Below are 17,931 nucleotides of genomic sequence, written 5' to 3' on the forward strand. Positions count from 1 at the left end.
TCTTCGCACCGATGCGAGTCGAGGCCTGGGCGCTGCGCCGGGGCCTGCCGCCGGGCGCCCCGCTGCGGCGTACCGGTCGGGGACCGGCCCGGGCCACCCGGGTCGCCGCCGGCTACCGCGACACCGCCGCGCTGGCCGTAGCCGGGATCGCCGGCGGCCTGGTGCCGACGCTGCGCACCGGGGACGTGGTGGTGGCCACCGAGGTACGCCGGGCCGGTGTGCGCGGCGGTGCCCCGGTGCCCTGCCCGGCGGCCCCGATGATCGCCGAGGCGCTGCGCCGACGCGGCCTTACCGTCCACACCGGGCCCGTGGTCACCAGCCGCCGGCTGGTCGACGGCCGGATGCGGGACCGGTTGGCGGCCACCGGCGCGTTGGCGGTGGACACCGAATCGGCGGCGCTGCTGGCCGGCGCCGCCGGCCGACCCACCGCCTGCGTCCGGGTGGTCGCCGACGTGCCGCCGCATCCGCTGTACCGGCCCGCGACGCTGGGCCGGGTCACCGCCGCCCTGCGGGTCCTTCCGGAGATCGCTCCGGCGCTCGTCGAATGGGCCGAGGCGACCACGGCCCGGCAGGTCGTGCTGGCCTCGCCGCGTTCGTTCTGCGCCGGGGTGGAGCGGGCGATCAGCACGGTCGAGCAGGCGCTGGACCGGCACGGCCCACCGGTCTACGTACGCAAGCAGATCGTGCACAACGCGCACGTCATCGCCGACCTGCAGCGCCGGGGCGCGGTCTTCGTCGACGAACTGACCGAGATCCCCGACGGTGCCCTCACCGTCCTCTCCGCGCACGGGGTGGCGCCGGCCGTCCGGGACGCCGCCGCCGAGCGGGGACTGCCGGTCATCGACGCCACCTGCCCGCTGGTGACCAAGGTGCACAGCGAGGCCCGCCGGTTCGTCGGGCGGGGCAACACCGTCCTGCTGATCGGACACGCCGGCCACGAGGAGACCGAGGGCACCCTCGGCGAGGCGCCCGGACGGATCGCCCTGGTCGAGTCCGTCCGGGACGCGGAACGGATCGAGGTCGCCGACCCGGACCGGGTCTCCTACCTGGTGCAGACCACCCTCGCCGTGGACGAGGTCGCCGGGGTCCTCGACGTGCTCCGGCGGCGCTTCCCGGCGCTGACCGGGCCGTCCTCCGACGACATCTGCTACGCCACCACCAACCGCCAGGCGGCGTTGCGCGAGGTGGCCGCCGTCGCCGACGTGGTGCTGGTGCTCGGCTCGGAGAACTCCTCGAACTCCCGGCGGCTGGTGGAGGTGACCGAGCGCGGGGGGACCCCCGCGTACCTGGTCGACGACGTCGACGCGGTCGACCTCCGCTGGCTCGCCGGGGTACGGACGATCGGCGTGACCGCCGGTGCCTCGGCACCGCCCCGACTGGTCGACGAGACCGTCGCGGCGTTGACCGGGCTCGGCGCCGACGCGGTACGGGAGCACACCACCCGTACCGAGGATGTGCATTTCACCCTTCCCAAGGAGATCCGAACATCATGACGGGGAGCATTTCGCAGGGCGTTTCATCAGACCGCACGACCGGCGGCTCGACGGCCGGACCGACCGGGACGGGGTGCTGAGATGGGTATGCCACTGCGCCAGAGCATCCGGGTGGGCCGCTATCTGCTGGAGCAGAAGCTGCGCCGCCGGACCCACTTCCCGCTACTCGTCGAACTGGAACCACTGTTCGCCTGTAACCTCGCCTGCGCCGGCTGCGGCAAGATCCAGCATCCGGCGGACGTGTTGAAGCGGCGGATGCCGGTCGAGCAGGCCCTCGCGGCGATCGAGGAGTGCGGGGCGCCGATGGTCTCGATCGCCGGCGGCGAGCCGCTGATGCATCCGGACATCGACAAGCTGGTCGCCGAACTGGTCCGTCGACGCAAGTACGTCTTCCTCTGCACCAACGCGGCGCTGCTGCGCAAGAAGCTGCACAAGTTCACCCCGTCCCGCTACTTCTCCTTCGCCGTGCACATCGACGGCCTGCGGGAACGGCACGACGCCTCGGTCTGCAAGGACGGCGTCTTCGACGAGGCGGTGGAGGCGGTACGCGAGGCCAAACGGAAGGGTTTCCGGGTCACCAGCAACACGACCTTCTTCTCGACCGACACCCCGCAGACCGTGATCGAGGTGCTCGACTACCTCAACGACGACCTCGGCGTCGACCAGATGATGCTCTCGCCGGCGTACGCCTACGACAAGGCACCGGACCAGGAGCACTTCCTGGGCGTGACGGAGACCCGGACGATGTTCAAGAAGGCGTTCGCCGACGGGCGGCGTCGCCGCTGGCGCCTGAACCACTCGCCGCTGTTCCTGGACTTCCTGGAGGGCCGGATCGACTTCAAGTGCACCGCCTGGGCGATCCCCTCGTACTCCCTGTTCGGCTGGCAGCGCCCCTGCTACCTGCTGGGGGACGGGTACGCGCAGACGTACAAGGAGTTGATCGAGACCACCGAGTGGTCGGCGTACGGCCGGGGTCAGGATCCGCGCTGCGCCAACTGCATGGCGCACTGCGGCTACGAGCCGACGGCCGTCCTGGCCACCATGTCCTCGCTCCGCGAGTCCCTACGCGCCATCCGCGCCAACTGAGATGTAAGGAAGGGCTGTAAGGAAGGGCCCCCTATTATCGTTTTCTGTAGAAGAAGGGCCCCTTCTTAACACCTCAGCCGAATCGGTCGGCGAGCCGCCGGTAGGTCGCCGGCAGGGTGGCACGGACGGCGATCGGCAGGTACATCCAGCGCGGCAGGCAGACCTCGTGCCGGCCGCTGAGCATGCCGCTGACCAGGGCGGCGGCGGCTCGGTCCGGTGGCACGGGCCGGGGGCGTCGGCGCGGGTACGGGCGACCCCGGCGGGCGAAGAACGGAGTGTCCACGACCGCCGGAACCAGTTCGGTGACCACGATTCCCCGGCCCGTCACCTCCTTGCGCAGGCTGTCGGCGAAGACGCTGAGTCCCGCCTTCGTTCCCGCGTACACCGCCTCTTCGCGTACGCCGAGGCGGCCGGCGATCGAGCCGACGAAGCCGAGGTGGCCGATGCCCCGGGACAGCATGCCGGGCAGTACGGCTCGGGAGAGCAACATCGGGGCGGTCAGGTTCGCGGCCACCAGGGCCTGGATCTGCGCGTCGGTCATTCCGGTGATCGGACCGGCCCAGCCCTGGCCCGCGTTGTTGACCAGGATGTCCACCCGACCGGCGAGGTCGAGGACCCGGGCGGCCAGTTCGGCGGTCCGGTCCGGATCGGTGAGGTCGCAGGGGAGCGCCGTACCGCCGGACAGGCCGGCGGCTTCCGCGAGCCGTTCGGCGTCCCGGCCGCTGAGGAAGACCCGTGCGCCGGCGTCGGCCAGTCGACGGGCCGCGGACGCGCCGATCCCGGACGACGCGCCGGTGACCAGGGCGACGGCGCCATCGAGCCGGCGCGAATTCATACCGGTAGTGTGGCTCATTCGATGCTGGCGTACGGCGCGGAGCGCCGATTGCGCCGGGACGGTTTCGGGATGCGTCCGGACAGTTCGGGATGCGCGCCGATGGCGGGCGGGATGCGTCCGGGGAGCCGCAGGATGCGTCCGGGTGGCCCGGGGGACGCGTCCGGAGGGCCGGGGATGCGTCCGGATGGCCCGGGGATGCGCGTGGCAGGCTTCGGTCAGGAGCCGGCGGACTCGAGGTCGCGCAGCGCGGCTCGGAGGAAGGCCGGCGTGTCGGCCGGCGAGTTGGCCTCGACACAGAGCCGTTCCATCGCCGCGGCGTAGTAGTCCACGTCGTCGCGCTTGTCGAGGTAGAGCGCGCTGGTGAGCTGTTCCATGTAGACGACGTCGGGCAGTTCCTGGTCCGGGAACCGGAGCAGGCTGAACGCGCCTCCGGCGGCGGCGTGCCCACCGGCCTGGAACGGGATCACCTGCACGGTGACGTTGGGCAGCTTGGCGACCTCGATGAGGTGCGTGATCTGACCGCGCATCACGTCGAGTCCACCGATCGGGCGGCGCAGCGCTGCCTCGTCCACCACGACCCAGAGCTGCGGGGCGCCGGGTCGGATGAGCACCTTCTGCCGGTCCATCCGTAGCTCGACCCGACGGTCGATCTCCTCCTCCGGTGCCCCGTCATGGGCGAGCAGCACGACGGCGCGGGCGTAGTCCCGGGTCTGGAGCAGACCGGGGATGTACTGGACCTCGTACGTCCGGATCAGGGCGGCCGAGGCCTCCAGCCCGAGGTACGACTGGAACCAGTGCGGCAGGACGTCTCCGTACCGGTGCCACCATCCCGGGGTGTTGGCCTGACGGGCCAGGGCGAGCAACGAGGCCCGTTCCGCCTCGTCGGTCACCTGGTAGAGGGTCAGCAGGTCCGCGACGTCGCGCTCCTTGAATCCCACGCGGCCCAGCTCCATCCGGCTGATCTTGGAACCGGACGAGCGGATTTCCCAGCCCGCGTCGTCGCGGCTGACGCCTCTGGCCTCACGCAACTTACGCAGCTGGCTGCCGAGCAGGATGCGCAACACGGTCGGGCCACCGGCCATCGCGGCGTCCGCGGCCGCGCCACCCGCATAGACCGGCCCGTCGCCGAGGGTTGGCGCGCTGTCGGCCACCTCGCCGTCCGGGACGGAACCATGGCCGGATGGAGCCATTGTCACGTGTTGCCTCCACATGCTCGACGCAGCCCGCCGGGGGCTGGGCCCAAATCCGTCGGTAAGCATGCCATGGCATGACGGTGAGGAGGGTAGACCGACCGCGCTATTTTTCTCGACCGTCGTCGAACCGGTGGGCCTGAAGGTGTGGAGTAGAAGGCGACTGCCGTCGGCGGCCGGGGTGCGGGGGCACCCTGGACGCCGATGAACCGGCGCTACCGGCGCTACCGGATGAGGTGATCGAAGTCGCCGTCCCGGGCGCCGAGGATGAACGCGGTGATCTCGTCGATGGTGTAGATCAACGCCGGTCCGTCGGGATCCCGCGAGTTCCGGATGGCGATGCCGGCGCCACCGGGTAGCTCGGCCATCTCGACGCAGTTTCCGCTGGGGTTGCTGCGGCGGCTCTTCTGCCACGCGACGGCGGGTAGCTCGCCGGTGGACATGCCGTTGTAGGTCTGATTCATCGGAGTCTTTCTGGAGATCCCGGATGGCTGGTGGTGGGCGTCGCGTAGGCCCGGCTGCGTAGATCCCTCCCCGTGGACGCGTCCTCAGCCGTGACGGTGGGTTCACACCGCCCTCAGGTCACGTCTGCATGACCATCTGCACGTGCATTCGCTCTTGCGTCTGCACCTGACAGCGAGCATGATAGCGCTTGTAAGGGTGTGTCCGTTTGTTCACTTTTCGTGACGGAGGCGGGGGAGCCATTGCCAGCGCAGCGGCAGTGTTGGGGAGCAGGTGGGAGCGCCTTTATGCCCACCGGCCTGGGCAGATGGTCGCCAACACATCGCAACGAAGCGGTTCCGGCCCGTGCTGGGGTAGGCGAACTTCGATCACGGACAGTCATGAACTCGCCTTGGCTACCGGCCTTCGGACAGGGTGGCGGTCCGTCCCCCGACCCGTCCCGGGCCTCCTGAAGGGACACACCACAGTGGACCCCTTCACCCTCGCGGCCGGCGCCGCCGCGGTAGCGGGATTCGGCGCGGCCTGGCGGATGCACAACCGGGTCCGGACGGTGCAGGCCGAGGTGGTGCGACTCCGGGACGAACTCCAGGCGGAGCGGCACGCGGCCAGCCACGATCCGCTGACCGGGCTGCCGAACCGGCGGGCCTTCTATCAGCTCGGCGCCGCCCTGGTCGCCGACCCGGGACGGCCGCAACTGGTCGCGGTGGTCCTCGATCTCGACGACTTCAAGCAGATCAACGACCGCTTCGGCCACGCCGCCGGCGACCAGGTGCTGATCGCGGTCGCCTGGCGGTTCGCGGCGTACGCCGGCAACAACAACCTGGTCGCCCGGCTCGGCGGTGACGAGTTCGCCGGACTGCTCACCGGCGTTCGGAGCGACGGTCGCTGGCTGCACCAGGCCGCGCGACGGTTGGCCGAGGTCGTGTCGGCACCGATTCAACTCGCCGAGCGCGACCTGCGGGTGACGGCCTCGATCGGCCTCGCCCCGGTGCACGGTTGCGCACAACTTGCCGAGGCGCTGAACCTGGCCGATGCCGCGATGTACCGGGTGAAGACCGGCCGAGGCCGGCTTTCCCCGATCGACGACAACGGCTCGATCGCCGTCCGGGCCGCCGGCCCGCTGCCACCCCGCTGTGCGCCGGCCACGGCGCCGCTCAGCTTGCCGGGCACCCTGGGTGCCCGGTTACCGGGTACGTCAACCGTGCCACGCGAACTGATTGAGACGACACCGGGCGCCGAGTCAGGAGGGCAGTGAATATGCCAGTACCCACCGTGGATCCGCACCGACGCGACCCGGCCGAAATCGATCCCGCCGCCAGTTACCGACCGACCGATCCGGTCTGGGTCTACCGGTCCGGCACGTGGCGGGCCGGTGTGGTCGAGGCGGCCTCGGCACTCGCCGCCACGGTCACCTACCGACCGAACAGCGCCCGGGGCACCGGCGTCGACACGCTGACCGCCCAGTACATGATCCGGCGGGCCGACCCCGACCCGTTGCTCGACGAACCGAACATCATGCCCGTCGGGAGGCGCTGAGGGTCGCGTCGTCGGGCGCCGGTGAGGGTCACCGCGCCCGGTGCCGCCGCCCCAGGGCGGCACCGATCCCCGCCACCAGGCCCGTGCCGAACAACGAACCGACCGCGACGAGTGCGGCGCCGATGGGCCACAATCCGTCGCCGTCCGCGTCGGTCGCGGCGTCCACCGTGAAGGACACGGTGAGGACGACCGACACCACCAGGACGGCCAGCCAGGGCCGTCCGCGCCGAGCGGCCTCGAACACCAGCACGGCCAGGACCAGGCCGAGGCCGACGACCTGCCACGCCTGATACGGCCCGGTCTGTGATCCCGTCAGCGGATCAGTGTCCTTGTGCTGGTCCCAGCCGAGGAACGCCCAGTAGGCGAGCACGGTGACACCGGCGAGCGCCACGGCCCAGAGGGGCGCGGATCGGCGGAACTGCGGTACGTCCGTCATACCGTCGACTCTCGCCCAGTCCGGCCGTCCAGGCACGAGTACGCCTACTCAGTCCGGGAACGTCCCGGGGTCAGCCCTTCACCCCTTCACCCCTTCAGCCCTTCACCCCTTCAGGCCGGAGGTGGCGACGCCCTGCACCAGGAACCGCTGGAAGAACAGGAAGAACAGGATGACCGGCACCAGGGCCAGCATCGACATCGCCATCAGCGCCCCGTAGTCGGAGATGGTGGTCTGGTCGATGTAGAGCTGGAGCGCCAGCGGCAACGGGTACTTCTCCGGACTGCTGACGTAGATCAGCGGACCGAAGAAGTCGTTCCAGGTCCAGATGAAGGTGAAGATGGCCGTCGTGACCATGGCGGGTCGGGAGAGCGGCAGGACGATGTGCCAGAAGGTGGCCCAGTGCCCGGCGCCGTCGATCCGGGCGGACTCGTCCAGTTCACCGGGGATGTTCCGCATGAACTGCACCATCAGGAAGACGAAGAACGCCTCCCCGGCGAGGAACTTGCCGATCAGCAACGGCAGGTAGGTGTCGACCAGGCCGAGCCGCTGGAACACCGCGTACTGGGGGATGATCAGTACGTGGAACGGCAGTAACAGCGTGGAGATCATCAGTACGAACATCGTGCCCCGGCCCCGGAATCGGAGCCGGGCGAAGGCGTACCCGGCGAGCGCCGACGACGCCACGGTGCCGAGCACGGACAGCACGGCGAGCACAGCCGAGTTCCAGAAGAAGCGCAGCACGCCGATTCCGGCCAGGCCCTCGGCCGCGCGGCGGTAGTTCGCCACGGTGGGTTCGGTGGGCAGCAGTTGCAGGCTGCCCAGGATGGACTGGGACGGCTTGAAGGAGGCGGCCACGAGCCAGCCGACCGGGTAGAGCACCACGGCCAGGATCGCCAGCGCACCGAGGTGCCAGCCGAGGCTGCCCAGCCAGCGGCGGGACGGGACCCGGCCGGTACGCGGAACGAGGCTGCCGCCGTCCGGGCCCGGCGTTCCGTCGCTCATCGGTTGTCTCCCGCGTAGTGTACCCAGCCTCGGGCGGTACGGAACAGGAAGGCGGTCACCAGACCGACTCCGAGCAGCAGCATCCAGGCCAGCGCCGAGGCGTAGCCCATCCGGAAGTCGGCGAAGCCGCGGTCGTAGAGGTAGACGGTGTAGAACAGCGTCGAGCCGGCCGGGCTGCCGTTCCGCCCACCGATCACGTACGCCGAGGTGAAGATCTGGAACGAGTTGATCGTCTCCAGCAGCAGGTTGAAGAAGATCACCGGCGAGATCATCGGAATCGTGATCGAGCGGAACCGCCGCCAGCGGCCGGCGCCGTCCACCTTCGCCGCCTCGTACAGTTCCGTCGGCACCTGTTTCAGCCCGGCCAGGAAGATCACCATCGGCGCGCCGAACTGCCAGGCCGCGAGCAGGACCAGCATCAGCAGCGAGAAGTCGGGATTGCCGAACCAGCCGCCGGTGTGGATCCCGATTGCGCGGAGCAGGCGGTCGACCACCGCGTCGTCGTTGAACAGTGCCCGCCAGACGATCGCGACGCTGACGCTGGCACCGACCAGCGACGGCCCGTAGAACGCCGCCCGGTAGAAGCTCTGGCCACGGCGGCGGTGGTGCAGCAACAGCGCCACCGCGAGTGCGGCGGCCAGTTTGACCGGCACCGCGACCAGGACGTATCCGCCGGTCACCCGGACCGACTGGAGCCAGCGCGAGTCGTCGAACATCCGCCGGTAGTTCTCCAGCCCGATCCAGTTCGGCGCGGTGAACAGGTTGTAGTCGGTGAACGACAGGTACAGCGAGGCGGCCATCGGCCCGATGGTCAGCAGCAGCATGCCGAGGATCCACGGGGAGAGGAACAGGTAGCCCGCCGGCCCGTCGCCCGGCCGACGGCGCCGGACGACGGGCGTTCCCTCGGCGGTTGCCCCGGTCAGGAGAGGGTCTCCTCGGCCTCGGCGAAGAACCGGTCCACCGCCTGGGCCACCGAGATCCGGCCGTAGTGGAGTTCCTCGCTGATCCGGATGAAGGCGGTCTCCACCGTGCCGGCACCCTTGGGTGGGGCCGGGGGAGCCTTGGTCAACTGGTCGGCGATGCCCTTCTCGTACGCGGCGACCTCGGCGAGCGGGCCCTGGAGCTGGGCGGCGGCGCGTTGCGCGTTGGTTGCCGGCAGGCCGCGGTTGCCGCCGAAGATCCGGCCCACCTCGGGGTCGTTGATCAGGAACGAGATCAGTCTGGCCGCCGCCTCCGGATGCTTGGTCCGGCTGGAGGCGCTGAGCAGCATGGCCGGCTTGAGGTACTGGCCGAGCTGTCCGGGGTTGTCGGTCGGCACCGGGGCGAGCTTCAACGGGGTCTTGGTCTCGGCCGCGTACCGGACGAGGAAGTTGTCCCAGCCGAGTTCGGAGGCGATCAGGTCGTCGACGAAACCGGACCGGGGTTTGATCTGTACCGCCTTGTCGACCGGCAGTACCACCTTCGCCTTGATCAGCTCCTGGCCCTCGGTCCAGAACGCGGTCAGCTGTTCCTTGGTGAAGCCGAGTTTGCCGTCGGCGGTGAAGAGTTGCCCGCCGCGCTGACGCAGCTGGACCTCGAGGTTGTAGATGATCCCGGTGTAGTTGCCGCCGCCGTAACTGCCGGTGGCTCTGGTGACCTTCTCCATGGCGTCGCGGTAGTCCTGCCAGGTCCAGCCGACGGCGGGCGCCGGTACGCCGGCCCGGGTGAAGAGCGCCGGGTTGTAGTACATGCTCCAGGTGTTGCCGCCGACCGGTACGCCGTACAGGGCGCCGTCGACCTCGCCCGCGCCCTGGAAGCCGGGAAGCAGGTCGCCGAGTACGAGGTTGTCGCCGGTCTGCTTCTTCAGGTCGTACAGGACACCGCGGTCGGCGTACTCGCGCAGATAGGAGAAGTCCATCTGGAGCACGTCCGGGGCGTTGCCGCCGGCCGTCTCGGTGGCCATCTTCTGCCAGTACGCCTCGTACTCCTGAAAGCTCGGTGTGACCTTTATGTCCGAGTTCTTCGACTCGAAGAGGGCGATGGCCTGTTTCATCAGGTCGGCCCGTTCGGCATTGCCCCACCACGAGTAGCGCAGGGTGCGGGGGCCGGAGTCCGCGCCGTCGTCACCGCATCCGACGAGCGCCGGCGCGAGGCAGGCGATTACGGCGGTGCCGGCGAGGAATCTGCTGAATCGTTTCATCATGACCTGCGAAGCCTCCCGTCCCAGCGGGCGAAGCACGGGCGTCGAGTACGACCCGGGCTGCTGGTATGAGCCTGTCAGGTACGTTAGGAGATTGATCTACATTCGTCAATGGCTCAATAAAACGTTACAAATCTCGGCGCCGGATGGGACGGGTGTGGTGTGGCGGAGTGCGTCGGCACAGGGCGCCAAGATGGAGCTAATAGGAATAATCCCCATCTTTCTGATCTATAGGATGTTACGGTCCAACTCAGCAGCGCTCTCTGTATCAAGTCGAACCTGGGGAGAGGCCGGACATGCCTAGCCAAGAGGTCGCCCGAGACGTCAAATCTCCGTCCCGGACCAGAGGAAAGCGTCCCGATCCGACCCCCGGCGTATCAATGCCGGATCTGGTCAGGTACCGGGCGGCGGTGGCGGATCTGCTGATCGAGGTGGCGGGACACGCGGGCCCCGACGACCTGCCCAAGCTCGAGACGATCCTGACCGACCGGATGACCGGGCCCGAACTGGGTACCGTGCTCGGCACCCTGCCCGGCGGTGCCGCCGAGGCCGCCGCGCGGCTGCGCCTGGAGGTCCGCGACTACCGCCCGAACAACCGCAGCTCGGCCCGGGACCTGTCGGCGCTGATCAGAATCTTCCTGCTGTCCCGGATCGACGTCATGTGGTGGGGACATCTGCCGGGCTACCCGACCGACGCCGCGCTCTGGAACTCACCGGAACTGGTCGACCTCGACGCGCTGCGGCGCAGCGGACTGCTCCGGTTCCGGTACCGCCGGCAGGCCGACGGCCTGGTCAACCGGGCTGCCCGGGCGGTGGAACGCCGGATCTGGCCACACCGGACGCCCCGCACGGCAGGGCTCCGGTTCGCCCGTACCCGGCCGGAGGTGGTGGCCATGTTGAACGAGCTCGCGGTCGACTTCGCCCGGCGCCGCACCGGCCCCACCCTGCCGCTCTGGGTGACCAGCCTCGCGCGCAGCCTCGAACACCAGCACCGACTCCGCGCACTCGGGTACGCGGCCATGCTGCCGAGCGGACACTGCCTCGGCTACGCGGTGGACATCGAGATGTCGTGGTTCCGCCGGTTCGACGCGCACGGACTGCTCGCCGCCCTGCTGCTGGAACGGCAGGGCTGGGGAGACGTCAACGTGATCGACGAGGGACAGGCCTGGCACGTCTGCGTCAGCCCGCGCGCCGCCATCCGGCTCCGGCGCGACTTCCGTACCGCGCTGGGGGGTTGACGGTCATGTGTGGTCTCGCCCTCGTCCTCGGCCCCGGCGCCGACCGGCCCACCTTCCACCGGATGATGGCGGCGCTCGCGCCGCGCGGCGACCTGGCGGAGACCCGGCTCGACGCCGACCTGCTGGCCGGGGTCCAGCGGCTGCGGATCGTCGACCGGGAGCACGCGGTGCAGCCCTGGCGCTCGGCCGACGGCCGCTGGCTGCTCTGCTACAACGGCGAGGTCTTCAACCATCACGAACTCGCCGCCGAACTCGACCGGCTCGGCCGCCGGCTGCGGACCGCGAGCGACACCGAGGTGGTCCTGGAGGCCTTCCTGGCCTGGGGGCCGGACGCGGTCACCCGGCTGCGCGGGGAGTTCGCCTTCACGATCGCGGACACCGCCACCGGACGGGTCTACCTGGCCCGCGACCCGCTGGGGGTGAAACCGCTCTACTGGTCGCGCCACCTGCGTCGACTGCACATCGCCTCCGAGGTCAAGGCACTGGTGCCGGTCGGCGCGTCGATCACCGAGGTGCCGCCGGGGCACCATGGCTGGGCCGATGCCGTCGCCGGGCCGGACCTGGTGCCCTACGTGGACCTGTCGCGGCTCGGCTGGGGGCCGCGGATCGGTGATCCCGAGGAGGCGGCCGGCCTGGTCCGCGAGGCACTGGCGGACAGCATCCGGGTCCGGGTCGACACCGACCTCACCGTCGGAGTCATCCTCTCCGGCGGGCTGGACAGCACGCTCGCGCTGCTGCACGTCCGGCAGATGCACCACGACTGCGTGGCGTTCACCATCGGCGCCCCGGACAGCGAGGACCTGGCTTACGCCCGCCGGCTCACCGCCGACCTCGGCGTGCACCACGAGGTGATCGAGCTGCATCCCCGGAACATCCGGCTCGAAGAGGTCCGGGAAGCGATCCGGATCTCCGAACTCACCGAATACGGCGACATCATCAACGCCGTCGTCTCGGTGCCGCTGTTCCGGCGGGTGCGGGACCTCGGCGTCCGGGTGGTGCTCACCGGCGACGGCTCCGACGAACTCTTCGGCGGCTATCCGATGTACCACCAGGTCGGCCCCGAGGCGGCCCGCCGGCTGTTCCTACACAAGATCCGCAACCTCTGCCGTACGGAGTTGCAGCGGGTCGACCGGACCAGCCTCGGGCACGGGGTGGAGACCCGGGTGCCGTTCCTCGACCCCGCGCTGGTGGAGCTGGCGATGCGGATGCCGGTCGACCTGAAGATGCGCGACGGCCAGGAGAAGTGGATCCTTCGACACGCCTTCGCCGACATGCTCCCCGACTACATCCGCGACCGGCCGAAGAATCCGATGTCGTACTCGTCGGGTCTGCACGAGCGGGCCCGGCTCTACAAGCCGCTCTTCGCCCGCCAGTACCGCTCCTTCGGCTACGAACTGCTGGAACCGGTACGCCGGGACTTCGACACCGTACTGATGCGTTGCGACCACGACCTGGACCGGGCCGTCGCCGAGGGGGCCGCCCGGCCGGACTACACGGTGTTCGAACACGCCCGCGACCTGGCCGGAGCGGCGAAGTGGAACGTCGCCCCGGCGCTGCGCCGGCTGACCGGCTCCGGCCGGCAGAACTGACCTCCTCCACCGGCCGGAGCACCACGACAGGACCGGTCCGGTCAGTCTTCGCCCCAGTTGTCGACCTGCATCCCGGGTCCTTCCGAATCGGCGACGTCGCCGGTACCGACAACGGCGCCGGTGGAGTCGATCGCCTCCAGGACCAGTCCGCCGACTCCAGGGACGGTCAGCACCAGGCCGGCGTCCCGGACCCGGCCACGGGCGATTTCCTGGCCGCCGCGCACCGCGCGCACCTCGGCGGCGCCGGCCGGGGCGACCACCAGGAGCGACACGGCCGGAGGGGCGTCCGTTTCGGCGGACGTGGGGTCCCGGTCGAGCCTCACCGCGAGCAACCCGTCCGGAGTCGCGGGGTCGGTCCGGGTCCGGAAGAGCACCCCGGTCCCGATGGTGCCGTCGGAGGCGGGTGCCTCGTAACTGATCTCCACCTGGCCCAGCCAGCCGCCGTCGACGGCCGGAGCCGCCAGCACGGTGGCACGGCCGTCGAATCCGCCACCGGCACCCGTCGTCCGACCGCTCCAGACAACGGTCGGTAGGGCGCTGACGGCGTAACCCCAGCCTCCGGTGGCAACGTTCAGCGCCCGCCGGCACTCCGGCTCGTCCACCCTTCCCCGGGCTCCGGCGACGGCCGCCGCGAACTGCGCGTCGCTGACGCCCGTCGGTGCCCAGGAGCCGGGCCCCCGCAGCCGCTGCCGGACCACTCCATCACAGCTGACCTGGAACCACTCCGGTCGCAGGTTCCCGGGTGGGCGAACCAGATAGGAGCCGGTCGGCTCCGGCGTCCAGTCGTCCAGGTCGGTGACCGCAGCGGTGGTGAGGACACAGCCCTCCGGCGCGACCCCGACGTACGCCACCTCGTCGGGCCGGTGCAGAGCGCCGATCGTGAATTCCTCGTACGGCGCCAGTCCGTCACCAACCCGGTCGACGGCGGTGCGACCCAACTCCTGCGGACCGGCGCCCCGGTCCGCCAGCATCCATGCCACGGCGTTCGGCCAGCCGGTGCCGGGATCGGGCTGGGCCCGGACGAATGCGGCGAGCGCGACCCGGTGCGGGCCCACGTCGTCGACGAACAGCACCCGCACGTCCCGGACCGGTGCGGTCAGCCGGTCGAACCGGCCGGCGCGCTGCTCGGCCAGCAGGGTGTCGGAGAGTGCCGCGACGTATGCGGCGTCGCCGCCGACCGTGCCGCGCGGTTCGGACCGGATCAGCCGATCTCCCCAGGCCAGCATGTTCTCCCACGGCTGCCGGGCGGCGGCCGGCGGTGCGTCGGACCCGCCGCCCGGCCGGGTACCGGCGATCGCCACCCCGGTGGCCGCGAGCAGGAGCACCGCGCAGAACGCACCGGTGATCGCCCGCCGCCGGCCCCGGCGGTGCCGGGCCAGCACCCGGCCGTACGGATCCGGTCGCGGTGTCAGGTCTTCGGTCAGCTCGGTCAGCAGCCGACCGATCCGCTCGTCAGGCACCATGATTCCCCCTTGCCGGCATCGCCGCGCCGTGCAACGCCACTCCCGGTGGTGTTTCCAATGCCGCGCGCAGCCGGGCCAGCCCCCGGGACGCACGGCTCTTGACCGAGCCGACGGAGCAGCCCAACGTCTCGGCGACCTCCGACTCCGGCAGGTCGGCCACGTAACGCAGCACGATCACCGCCCTGGTACGCGGAGCCAGTGTCCGCATCGCCTGGTGCAGAACCTGCCGCTCGGCAACGCCGTCCGCCAGGTCCCGCACCGGCCGGTCCGGCAGCACGGCCGTGACCACCTCGCGGGCGCGGTACCGGCGCCACAGGCTGATGTGCTGGTTGACCATCACCCGGCGCAGGTAGGCCATCGGCTCGTCGACCCGCCGCCATCGACGCATCACCTTCACCAGGGCGGACTGCACGAGGTCCTCCGCCTCGTCCGCCGACCCGGTCAGGTGGTACGCCACCCGTAACAGGTCCGGGTAGCGCGCGTCGACGAACTCCCGGAATCCGCCGTCGTCCGATGCCATCTGCTCTCCGCTTCCGTCGACTACCCACCAGGACTCGGGCGTGGGCGGGAAGGTTGAAGGGCGGCGGTGAATATTTTCGCGACCGGCCGGCGGACGCGGCGGTTCAGCCGGGCGGTGCGGTGGACCCGACCGCCCGGTACGCCTCGCCGAGCCGGCGTACCCCGGCGGCCAGCGTCTCCGGATCGAACAGTGAGAAGGACAGCCGCAGGTACCGGTGCCCGGTGTCGGCCACGAAGAACTGCCGGCCGGGTACGTAGGAGACTCCGGCGGCCTCCGCGTAGGGCAGCAGTTCGGTGCCGCCCTGCGGAGCCGGCAGCCGCAGCCAGAGGAACCAGCCGCCGGCCGGTACGGTGAACTCGGCCTGCGGCAGGTCCCGGCGCACGGCGGAGGCCAGCGCGTCGCGCTGCCGACGGTACCGGGACCGGATCGCCTCGACGTGTCGCCGGTACGAGCCGGATGCCGCGAACTCGGCCAGCGTCAACGCGTTGGTGTGGTTGACCCCACCGCCGCTGTCCACATAGCCGCGCGCCGCCAGCGCCCCGACGACCGGTGCCGCCGCGGTCAGCCAGCCGAGCCGGAGTCCGGGCGCGACGCTCTTGGCGAACGATCCGATCCGGACCACCGTCCCGGTCTCGGCGCTGCTGAACAGCGAGGCCGGTGCCGGTGCCGGGTACGCGAGTTCCCGGTACGTGTCGTCCTCCACCAGCGTCATCCCGGTCCGCTGCGCCGCCGCCACCAGCGCGGTCCGGCGTTCGACCGACAGGGACCGCCCGGTCGGGTTGTTGAACGTGGGCACCAGGTAGAGCATCGGTACCCGGCGTCCCTGCCGGGCGATGGCCCGCACCAGTTCGGCGGTGGCAACCGGGTCGATGCCGCCTGCGTCGACCGGGGCCGGCACGATGTCGACCCGATGGTCCGCGATCACCCGCAGGGCGAGATGGTAGGTCGGCGAGTCGACCAGGACGACGTCGCCGGGTCGGCAGAGGATGGACGCGATCAGGTCGAGCGCGTGCGACGCGCCAGCGGTGACGAACGTCTGGCTGGGATCGGGCGCGGCGGCGTCCACCTCGCCCAGCCGCCCGCACAGCCATTCGATCAACGGCCCCGGCCCGGTCGAATGGCCGTAGGTCAGTGCCGAGGCGCCGTACCGGCGCAGCGCGGCCTCGGTCGCCTCGGCCCAGGCCTCGACGGGCAGCGAGGCCGGATGTGGATGCCCCCAGCCGAGGTCGATCGTTCCTTCCCCGGTCCGGAACTGCACGGTGGGCAGCGTCGTCGGGCCCGGTGCCGTCATCGGACCACCATAGCCAGACGTCGGTGGACGGGGTCGGTCCGCCGAACCGGATCGGTCGGCACCGGCACGTGAGTGAACGGGTGGCTCACCGGCGCTCCCGCGAGCCGGAGAGCGCTGCACCGCGTGCGACGTGATAAACACTGCGTTACGATTTCGTCTCTGTCCGCCTGTTCAGAGGAGTGCCTTCGCGACATGGCCGCGGTGACAGCAATCCGGCGCGTGCGGGGTTCGGCCCGGCCGAACCCACCGGCACGCCTCGTCCGGCTGCTTGCCCGTCTCGCCCTGCTCGGCGGCTGTGCGCTCGCCGGATACGTCGTACTCGCCATGTTGGACGGCCCGGCCTTCGCGGATGGACGTACCGGTCCGGACGCCCGGCCGGGGCTGCTCGGCTCGCTGGCCGGACCGGAGTCACCGCTGCCGCGCACCCTGTTGGGCGATCACACTCCGTCCGTTCCGAAGGCCCCGCCGGTACGGGACAGGTCGGCCGCCCGCCCCGAGCGATCGTCGAACGGGTCGGATCGGACCCTGCGGGTCCGGACCACCCGGGACCGGACCGCTCCGCGCGAGGTCGAACGGACCCGGACCACCCCGCGCCGCGTCGAACGGGCCGGGTCCACGTCGGATCGGCACGCTCAGGACCGGCGCACTCCTATCCGGACCGTGCAGGTCCGGGCCGGCTCTGATCGGGCCGGCTCTGATCGGGCCGGTTCTGATCGGGCCGGTTCTGATCGGGCCGGTTCTGATCGCGCCGGTCCCGTCCAGGCCGGTCCCGTCCGGGCGGCTGCCGCGCGGTCACTTCCGCGCGACGCCACTCCCACTTCCACCCGCGACCCGGTCACGCCGAGTCGGGTGCTGGGACTGGTTCAGACGGTCACGGTGCGGGTGCCCGTCGTCGTGGCCGCGTTGCCGGCCGTGGTCGACGGGTTGCCCCAGGTGCTGCCGTCCGCGGTCGAGGGACTTCCCGAGGTCGTCGGTCGGGTACCGACCCTGGCCGCCGCGGTACCGGGCGTGGTCGAGACCATGCCGGAGGTGATGAGCGCCGTTCCCGACGGCGGCAGCGGCAGTGGGACGCTCTCGTCGACAGTGCGAACGGGGCAGCCGGTACATCCGATCCCGCTGGCCGGTCCACCGCCGTCCCAGCCCGCACAGCCGACGTCGGTGCTGGCCGCGGTGGCCGTACCGGCCTTGATCCCGGCGTCGGAACCGGTGGGCCCACCGGCACCGCGAAGCGATCGGATCTTCGAGACCGGGGCGGCGGGGGCCACGAGCCGCACCGTCGCCCGGGTCGCCGACTCCGAGCCACCGTTCGGCCCCAACCCGCCGGTCGGCACCGGCCCGGCCGGACAGCAGGCCACCCCGGTAATCGTCAACGGCGGCCAGTCGGTCACCATTCCGGCCACGATCGGCTGGCAGAACCCTCCCCGGTTCCCGCTGAGTTTCTCCCACCGGGACCTGATCCGTGCCGGCCGCTGGCCCGGCGTGCCGGCCCTGCCCGGCTGACCTCACTCCGTCGGCCTGTTCCCCAGGCCATTCTCGGCTTCCGTCGGGTCCGTGCCCTGACCGGGCGGCGGGCGGAAGCCTCCCGTCGGTCCGTTCCACCGTCGCCGTGCT

16 protein-coding genes and 1 pseudogene are annotated in these 17,931 nt (G+C 70.9%); 7 read left to right on the forward strand and 10 right to left on the reverse strand.

The features are described 5' to 3' along the window. The first annotated feature begins 11 nt into the window (after positions 1 to 11). Both ispH and hpnH read left to right on the forward strand, forming a co-directional pair. Positions 12 to 1,493, forward strand: coding sequence for a 4-hydroxy-3-methylbut-2-enyl diphosphate reductase (ispH, locus tag ACFP2T_RS11615; protein WP_377420922.1), 1,482 nt, complete (start codon positions 12 to 14; stop codon positions 1,491 to 1,493). Positions 1,494 to 1,574: 81 nt separating this feature from the next. Continuing rightward, positions 1,575 to 2,579, forward strand: a complete 1,005-nt coding sequence (gene hpnH / locus ACFP2T_RS11620) for an adenosyl-hopene transferase HpnH (protein ID WP_377420623.1) — start codon at positions 1,575 to 1,577, stop codon at positions 2,577 to 2,579. A gap of 73 nt (positions 2,580 to 2,652) precedes the next feature. On the opposite strand, the gene ACFP2T_RS11625 is transcribed toward hpnH, so the two are convergent. The 3 genes from ACFP2T_RS11625 to ACFP2T_RS11635 all read right to left on the reverse strand — a co-directional run bounded on the left by ACFP2T_RS11625 (position 2,653) and on the right by ACFP2T_RS11635 (position 5,068). Beyond that, positions 2,653 to 3,414, reverse strand: a complete 762-nt coding sequence (locus tag ACFP2T_RS11625; protein WP_377420625.1) for an SDR family NAD(P)-dependent oxidoreductase — start codon at positions 3,412 to 3,414, stop codon at positions 2,653 to 2,655. A 215-nt stretch (positions 3,415 to 3,629) separates the two neighbouring features. Then, positions 3,630 to 4,496: a helix-turn-helix domain-containing protein gene (locus tag ACFP2T_RS11630; protein WP_377420924.1), complete on the reverse strand. Its 867-nt coding sequence runs from the start codon at positions 4,494 to 4,496 to the stop codon at positions 3,630 to 3,632. Between the two features lie 332 nt (positions 4,497 to 4,828). After that, the gene (locus ACFP2T_RS11635) at positions 4,829 to 5,068 is read right to left on the reverse strand and encodes a DUF397 domain-containing protein (RefSeq protein ID WP_377420627.1); all 240 of its coding nucleotides are present in this window, start codon (positions 5,066 to 5,068) and stop codon (positions 4,829 to 4,831) included. A 464-nt stretch (positions 5,069 to 5,532) separates the two neighbouring features. Between ACFP2T_RS11635 and ACFP2T_RS11640 the strand changes: the two are divergent. Both ACFP2T_RS11640 and ACFP2T_RS11645 read left to right on the forward strand, forming a co-directional pair. Further along, positions 5,533 to 6,123: pseudogene (locus ACFP2T_RS11640) on the forward strand (GGDEF domain-containing protein); the annotation flags it as partial. Between the two features lie 200 nt (positions 6,124 to 6,323). Beyond that, positions 6,324 to 6,602, forward strand: a complete 279-nt coding sequence (locus tag ACFP2T_RS11645) for a hypothetical protein (RefSeq protein ID WP_377420628.1) — start codon at positions 6,324 to 6,326, stop codon at positions 6,600 to 6,602. Between the two features lie 28 nt (positions 6,603 to 6,630). On the opposite strand, the gene ACFP2T_RS11650 is transcribed toward ACFP2T_RS11645, so the two are convergent. The 4 genes from ACFP2T_RS11650 to ACFP2T_RS11665 all read right to left on the reverse strand — a co-directional run bounded on the left by ACFP2T_RS11650 (position 6,631) and on the right by ACFP2T_RS11665 (position 10,222). Beyond that, positions 6,631 to 7,038: a hypothetical protein gene (locus ACFP2T_RS11650; protein WP_377420630.1), complete on the reverse strand. Its 408-nt coding sequence runs from the start codon at positions 7,036 to 7,038 to the stop codon at positions 6,631 to 6,633. A gap of 102 nt (positions 7,039 to 7,140) precedes the next feature. Beyond that, on the reverse strand, positions 7,141 to 8,040 hold the full coding sequence (locus ACFP2T_RS11655) for a carbohydrate ABC transporter permease (RefSeq protein WP_377420631.1): 900 nt from the start codon (positions 8,038 to 8,040) through the stop codon (positions 7,141 to 7,143). After that, complete coding sequence (locus ACFP2T_RS11660; RefSeq protein WP_377420633.1) at positions 8,037 to 8,864, reverse strand: carbohydrate ABC transporter permease; 828 nt, start codon at positions 8,862 to 8,864, stop codon at positions 8,037 to 8,039. The genes ACFP2T_RS11655 and ACFP2T_RS11660 overlap by 4 nt, the downstream gene beginning before the upstream one ends. 95 nt (positions 8,865 to 8,959) lie before the next feature. Beyond that, on the reverse strand, positions 8,960 to 10,222 hold the full coding sequence (locus tag ACFP2T_RS11665) for an ABC transporter substrate-binding protein (protein ID WP_377420635.1): 1,263 nt from the start codon (positions 10,220 to 10,222) through the stop codon (positions 8,960 to 8,962). Positions 10,223 to 10,599: 377 nt separating this feature from the next. On the opposite strand from ACFP2T_RS11665, the gene ACFP2T_RS11670 reads away from it, so the two are divergent. Together ACFP2T_RS11670 and ACFP2T_RS11675 are read left to right on the forward strand one after the other, a co-directional pair. After that, a complete protein-coding gene (locus tag ACFP2T_RS11670; RefSeq protein ID WP_377420637.1) occupies positions 10,600 to 11,457 on the forward strand; it encodes a hypothetical protein in 858 nt (285 codons plus the stop codon). Between the two features lie 5 nt (positions 11,458 to 11,462). Next, complete coding sequence (locus ACFP2T_RS11675) at positions 11,463 to 13,046, forward strand: asparagine synthetase B family protein (RefSeq protein WP_377420639.1); 1,584 nt, start codon at positions 11,463 to 11,465, stop codon at positions 13,044 to 13,046. A 41-nt stretch (positions 13,047 to 13,087) separates the two neighbouring features. On the opposite strand, the gene ACFP2T_RS11680 is transcribed toward ACFP2T_RS11675, so the two are convergent. The 3 genes from ACFP2T_RS11680 to ACFP2T_RS11690 all read right to left on the reverse strand — a co-directional run bounded on the left by ACFP2T_RS11680 (position 13,088) and on the right by ACFP2T_RS11690 (position 16,320). After that, positions 13,088 to 14,509 (reverse strand): hypothetical protein, encoded by a 1,422-nt coding sequence (locus ACFP2T_RS11680; RefSeq protein ID WP_377420641.1) that lies wholly within the window; start codon positions 14,507 to 14,509, stop codon positions 13,088 to 13,090. Beyond that, the gene (locus ACFP2T_RS11685; protein WP_377420642.1) at positions 14,499 to 15,029 is read right to left on the reverse strand and encodes a SigE family RNA polymerase sigma factor; all 531 of its coding nucleotides are present in this window, start codon (positions 15,027 to 15,029) and stop codon (positions 14,499 to 14,501) included. Before ACFP2T_RS11685 ends, ACFP2T_RS11680 begins: the two co-directional genes overlap by 11 nt. A 103-nt stretch (positions 15,030 to 15,132) precedes the next feature. Then, positions 15,133 to 16,320 carry an aminotransferase-like domain-containing protein gene (locus ACFP2T_RS11690; RefSeq protein ID WP_377420644.1) on the reverse strand — a complete coding sequence of 396 codons (1,188 nt, stop codon included), beginning with the start codon at positions 16,318 to 16,320 and terminating at the stop codon, positions 15,133 to 15,135. A 192-nt stretch (positions 16,321 to 16,512) separates the two neighbouring features. Between ACFP2T_RS11690 and ACFP2T_RS11695 the strand changes: the two genes are divergently transcribed. Continuing rightward, positions 16,513 to 17,820, forward strand: a complete 1,308-nt coding sequence (locus tag ACFP2T_RS11695) for a hypothetical protein (protein ID WP_377420646.1) — start codon at positions 16,513 to 16,515, stop codon at positions 17,818 to 17,820. The last annotated feature ends 111 nt before the right edge of the window (positions 17,821 to 17,931 follow it).

The organism is Plantactinospora solaniradicis (genome assembly GCF_042658085.1).
Lineage (GTDB): Bacteria > Actinomycetota > Actinomycetes > Mycobacteriales > Micromonosporaceae > Plantactinospora > Plantactinospora solaniradicis.

Coding starts and splice junctions, on each gene's coding strand:
- ispH (WP_377420922.1), top strand. CDS start 12: ATGCGAGTCGAGGCCTGGGCGCTGCGCCGGGGCCTGCCGCCGGGCGCC.
- hpnH (WP_377420623.1), top strand. CDS start 1,575: ATGGGTATGCCACTGCGCCAGAGCATCCGGGTGGGCCGCTATCTGCTG.
- ACFP2T_RS11625 (WP_377420625.1), bottom strand. CDS start 3,414: ATGAATTCGCGCCGGCTCGATGGCGCCGTCGCCCTGGTCACCGGCGCG.
- ACFP2T_RS11630 (WP_377420924.1), bottom strand. CDS start 4,496: ATGGCCGGTGGCCCGACCGTGTTGCGCATCCTGCTCGGCAGCCAGCTG.
- ACFP2T_RS11635 (WP_377420627.1), bottom strand. CDS start 5,068: ATGAATCAGACCTACAACGGCATGTCCACCGGCGAGCTACCCGCCGTC.
- ACFP2T_RS11645 (WP_377420628.1), top strand. CDS start 6,324: ATGCCAGTACCCACCGTGGATCCGCACCGACGCGACCCGGCCGAAATC.
- ACFP2T_RS11650 (WP_377420630.1), bottom strand. CDS start 7,038: ATGACGGACGTACCGCAGTTCCGCCGATCCGCGCCCCTCTGGGCCGTG.
- ACFP2T_RS11655 (WP_377420631.1), bottom strand. CDS start 8,040: ATGAGCGACGGAACGCCGGGCCCGGACGGCGGCAGCCTCGTTCCGCGT.
- ACFP2T_RS11660 (WP_377420633.1), bottom strand. CDS start 8,864: ATGCTGCTGCTGACCATCGGGCCGATGGCCGCCTCGCTGTACCTGTCG.
- ACFP2T_RS11665 (WP_377420635.1), bottom strand. CDS start 10,222: ATGATGAAACGATTCAGCAGATTCCTCGCCGGCACCGCCGTAATCGCC.
- ACFP2T_RS11670 (WP_377420637.1), top strand. CDS start 10,600: ATGCCGGATCTGGTCAGGTACCGGGCGGCGGTGGCGGATCTGCTGATC.
- ACFP2T_RS11675 (WP_377420639.1), top strand. CDS start 11,463: ATGTGTGGTCTCGCCCTCGTCCTCGGCCCCGGCGCCGACCGGCCCACC.
- ACFP2T_RS11680 (WP_377420641.1), bottom strand. CDS start 14,509: ATGGTGCCTGACGAGCGGATCGGTCGGCTGCTGACCGAGCTGACCGAA.
- ACFP2T_RS11685 (WP_377420642.1), bottom strand. CDS start 15,029: ATGGCATCGGACGACGGCGGATTCCGGGAGTTCGTCGACGCGCGCTAC.
- ACFP2T_RS11690 (WP_377420644.1), bottom strand. CDS start 16,320: ATGACGGCACCGGGCCCGACGACGCTGCCCACCGTGCAGTTCCGGACC.
- ACFP2T_RS11695 (WP_377420646.1), top strand. CDS start 16,513: ATGGCCGCGGTGACAGCAATCCGGCGCGTGCGGGGTTCGGCCCGGCCG.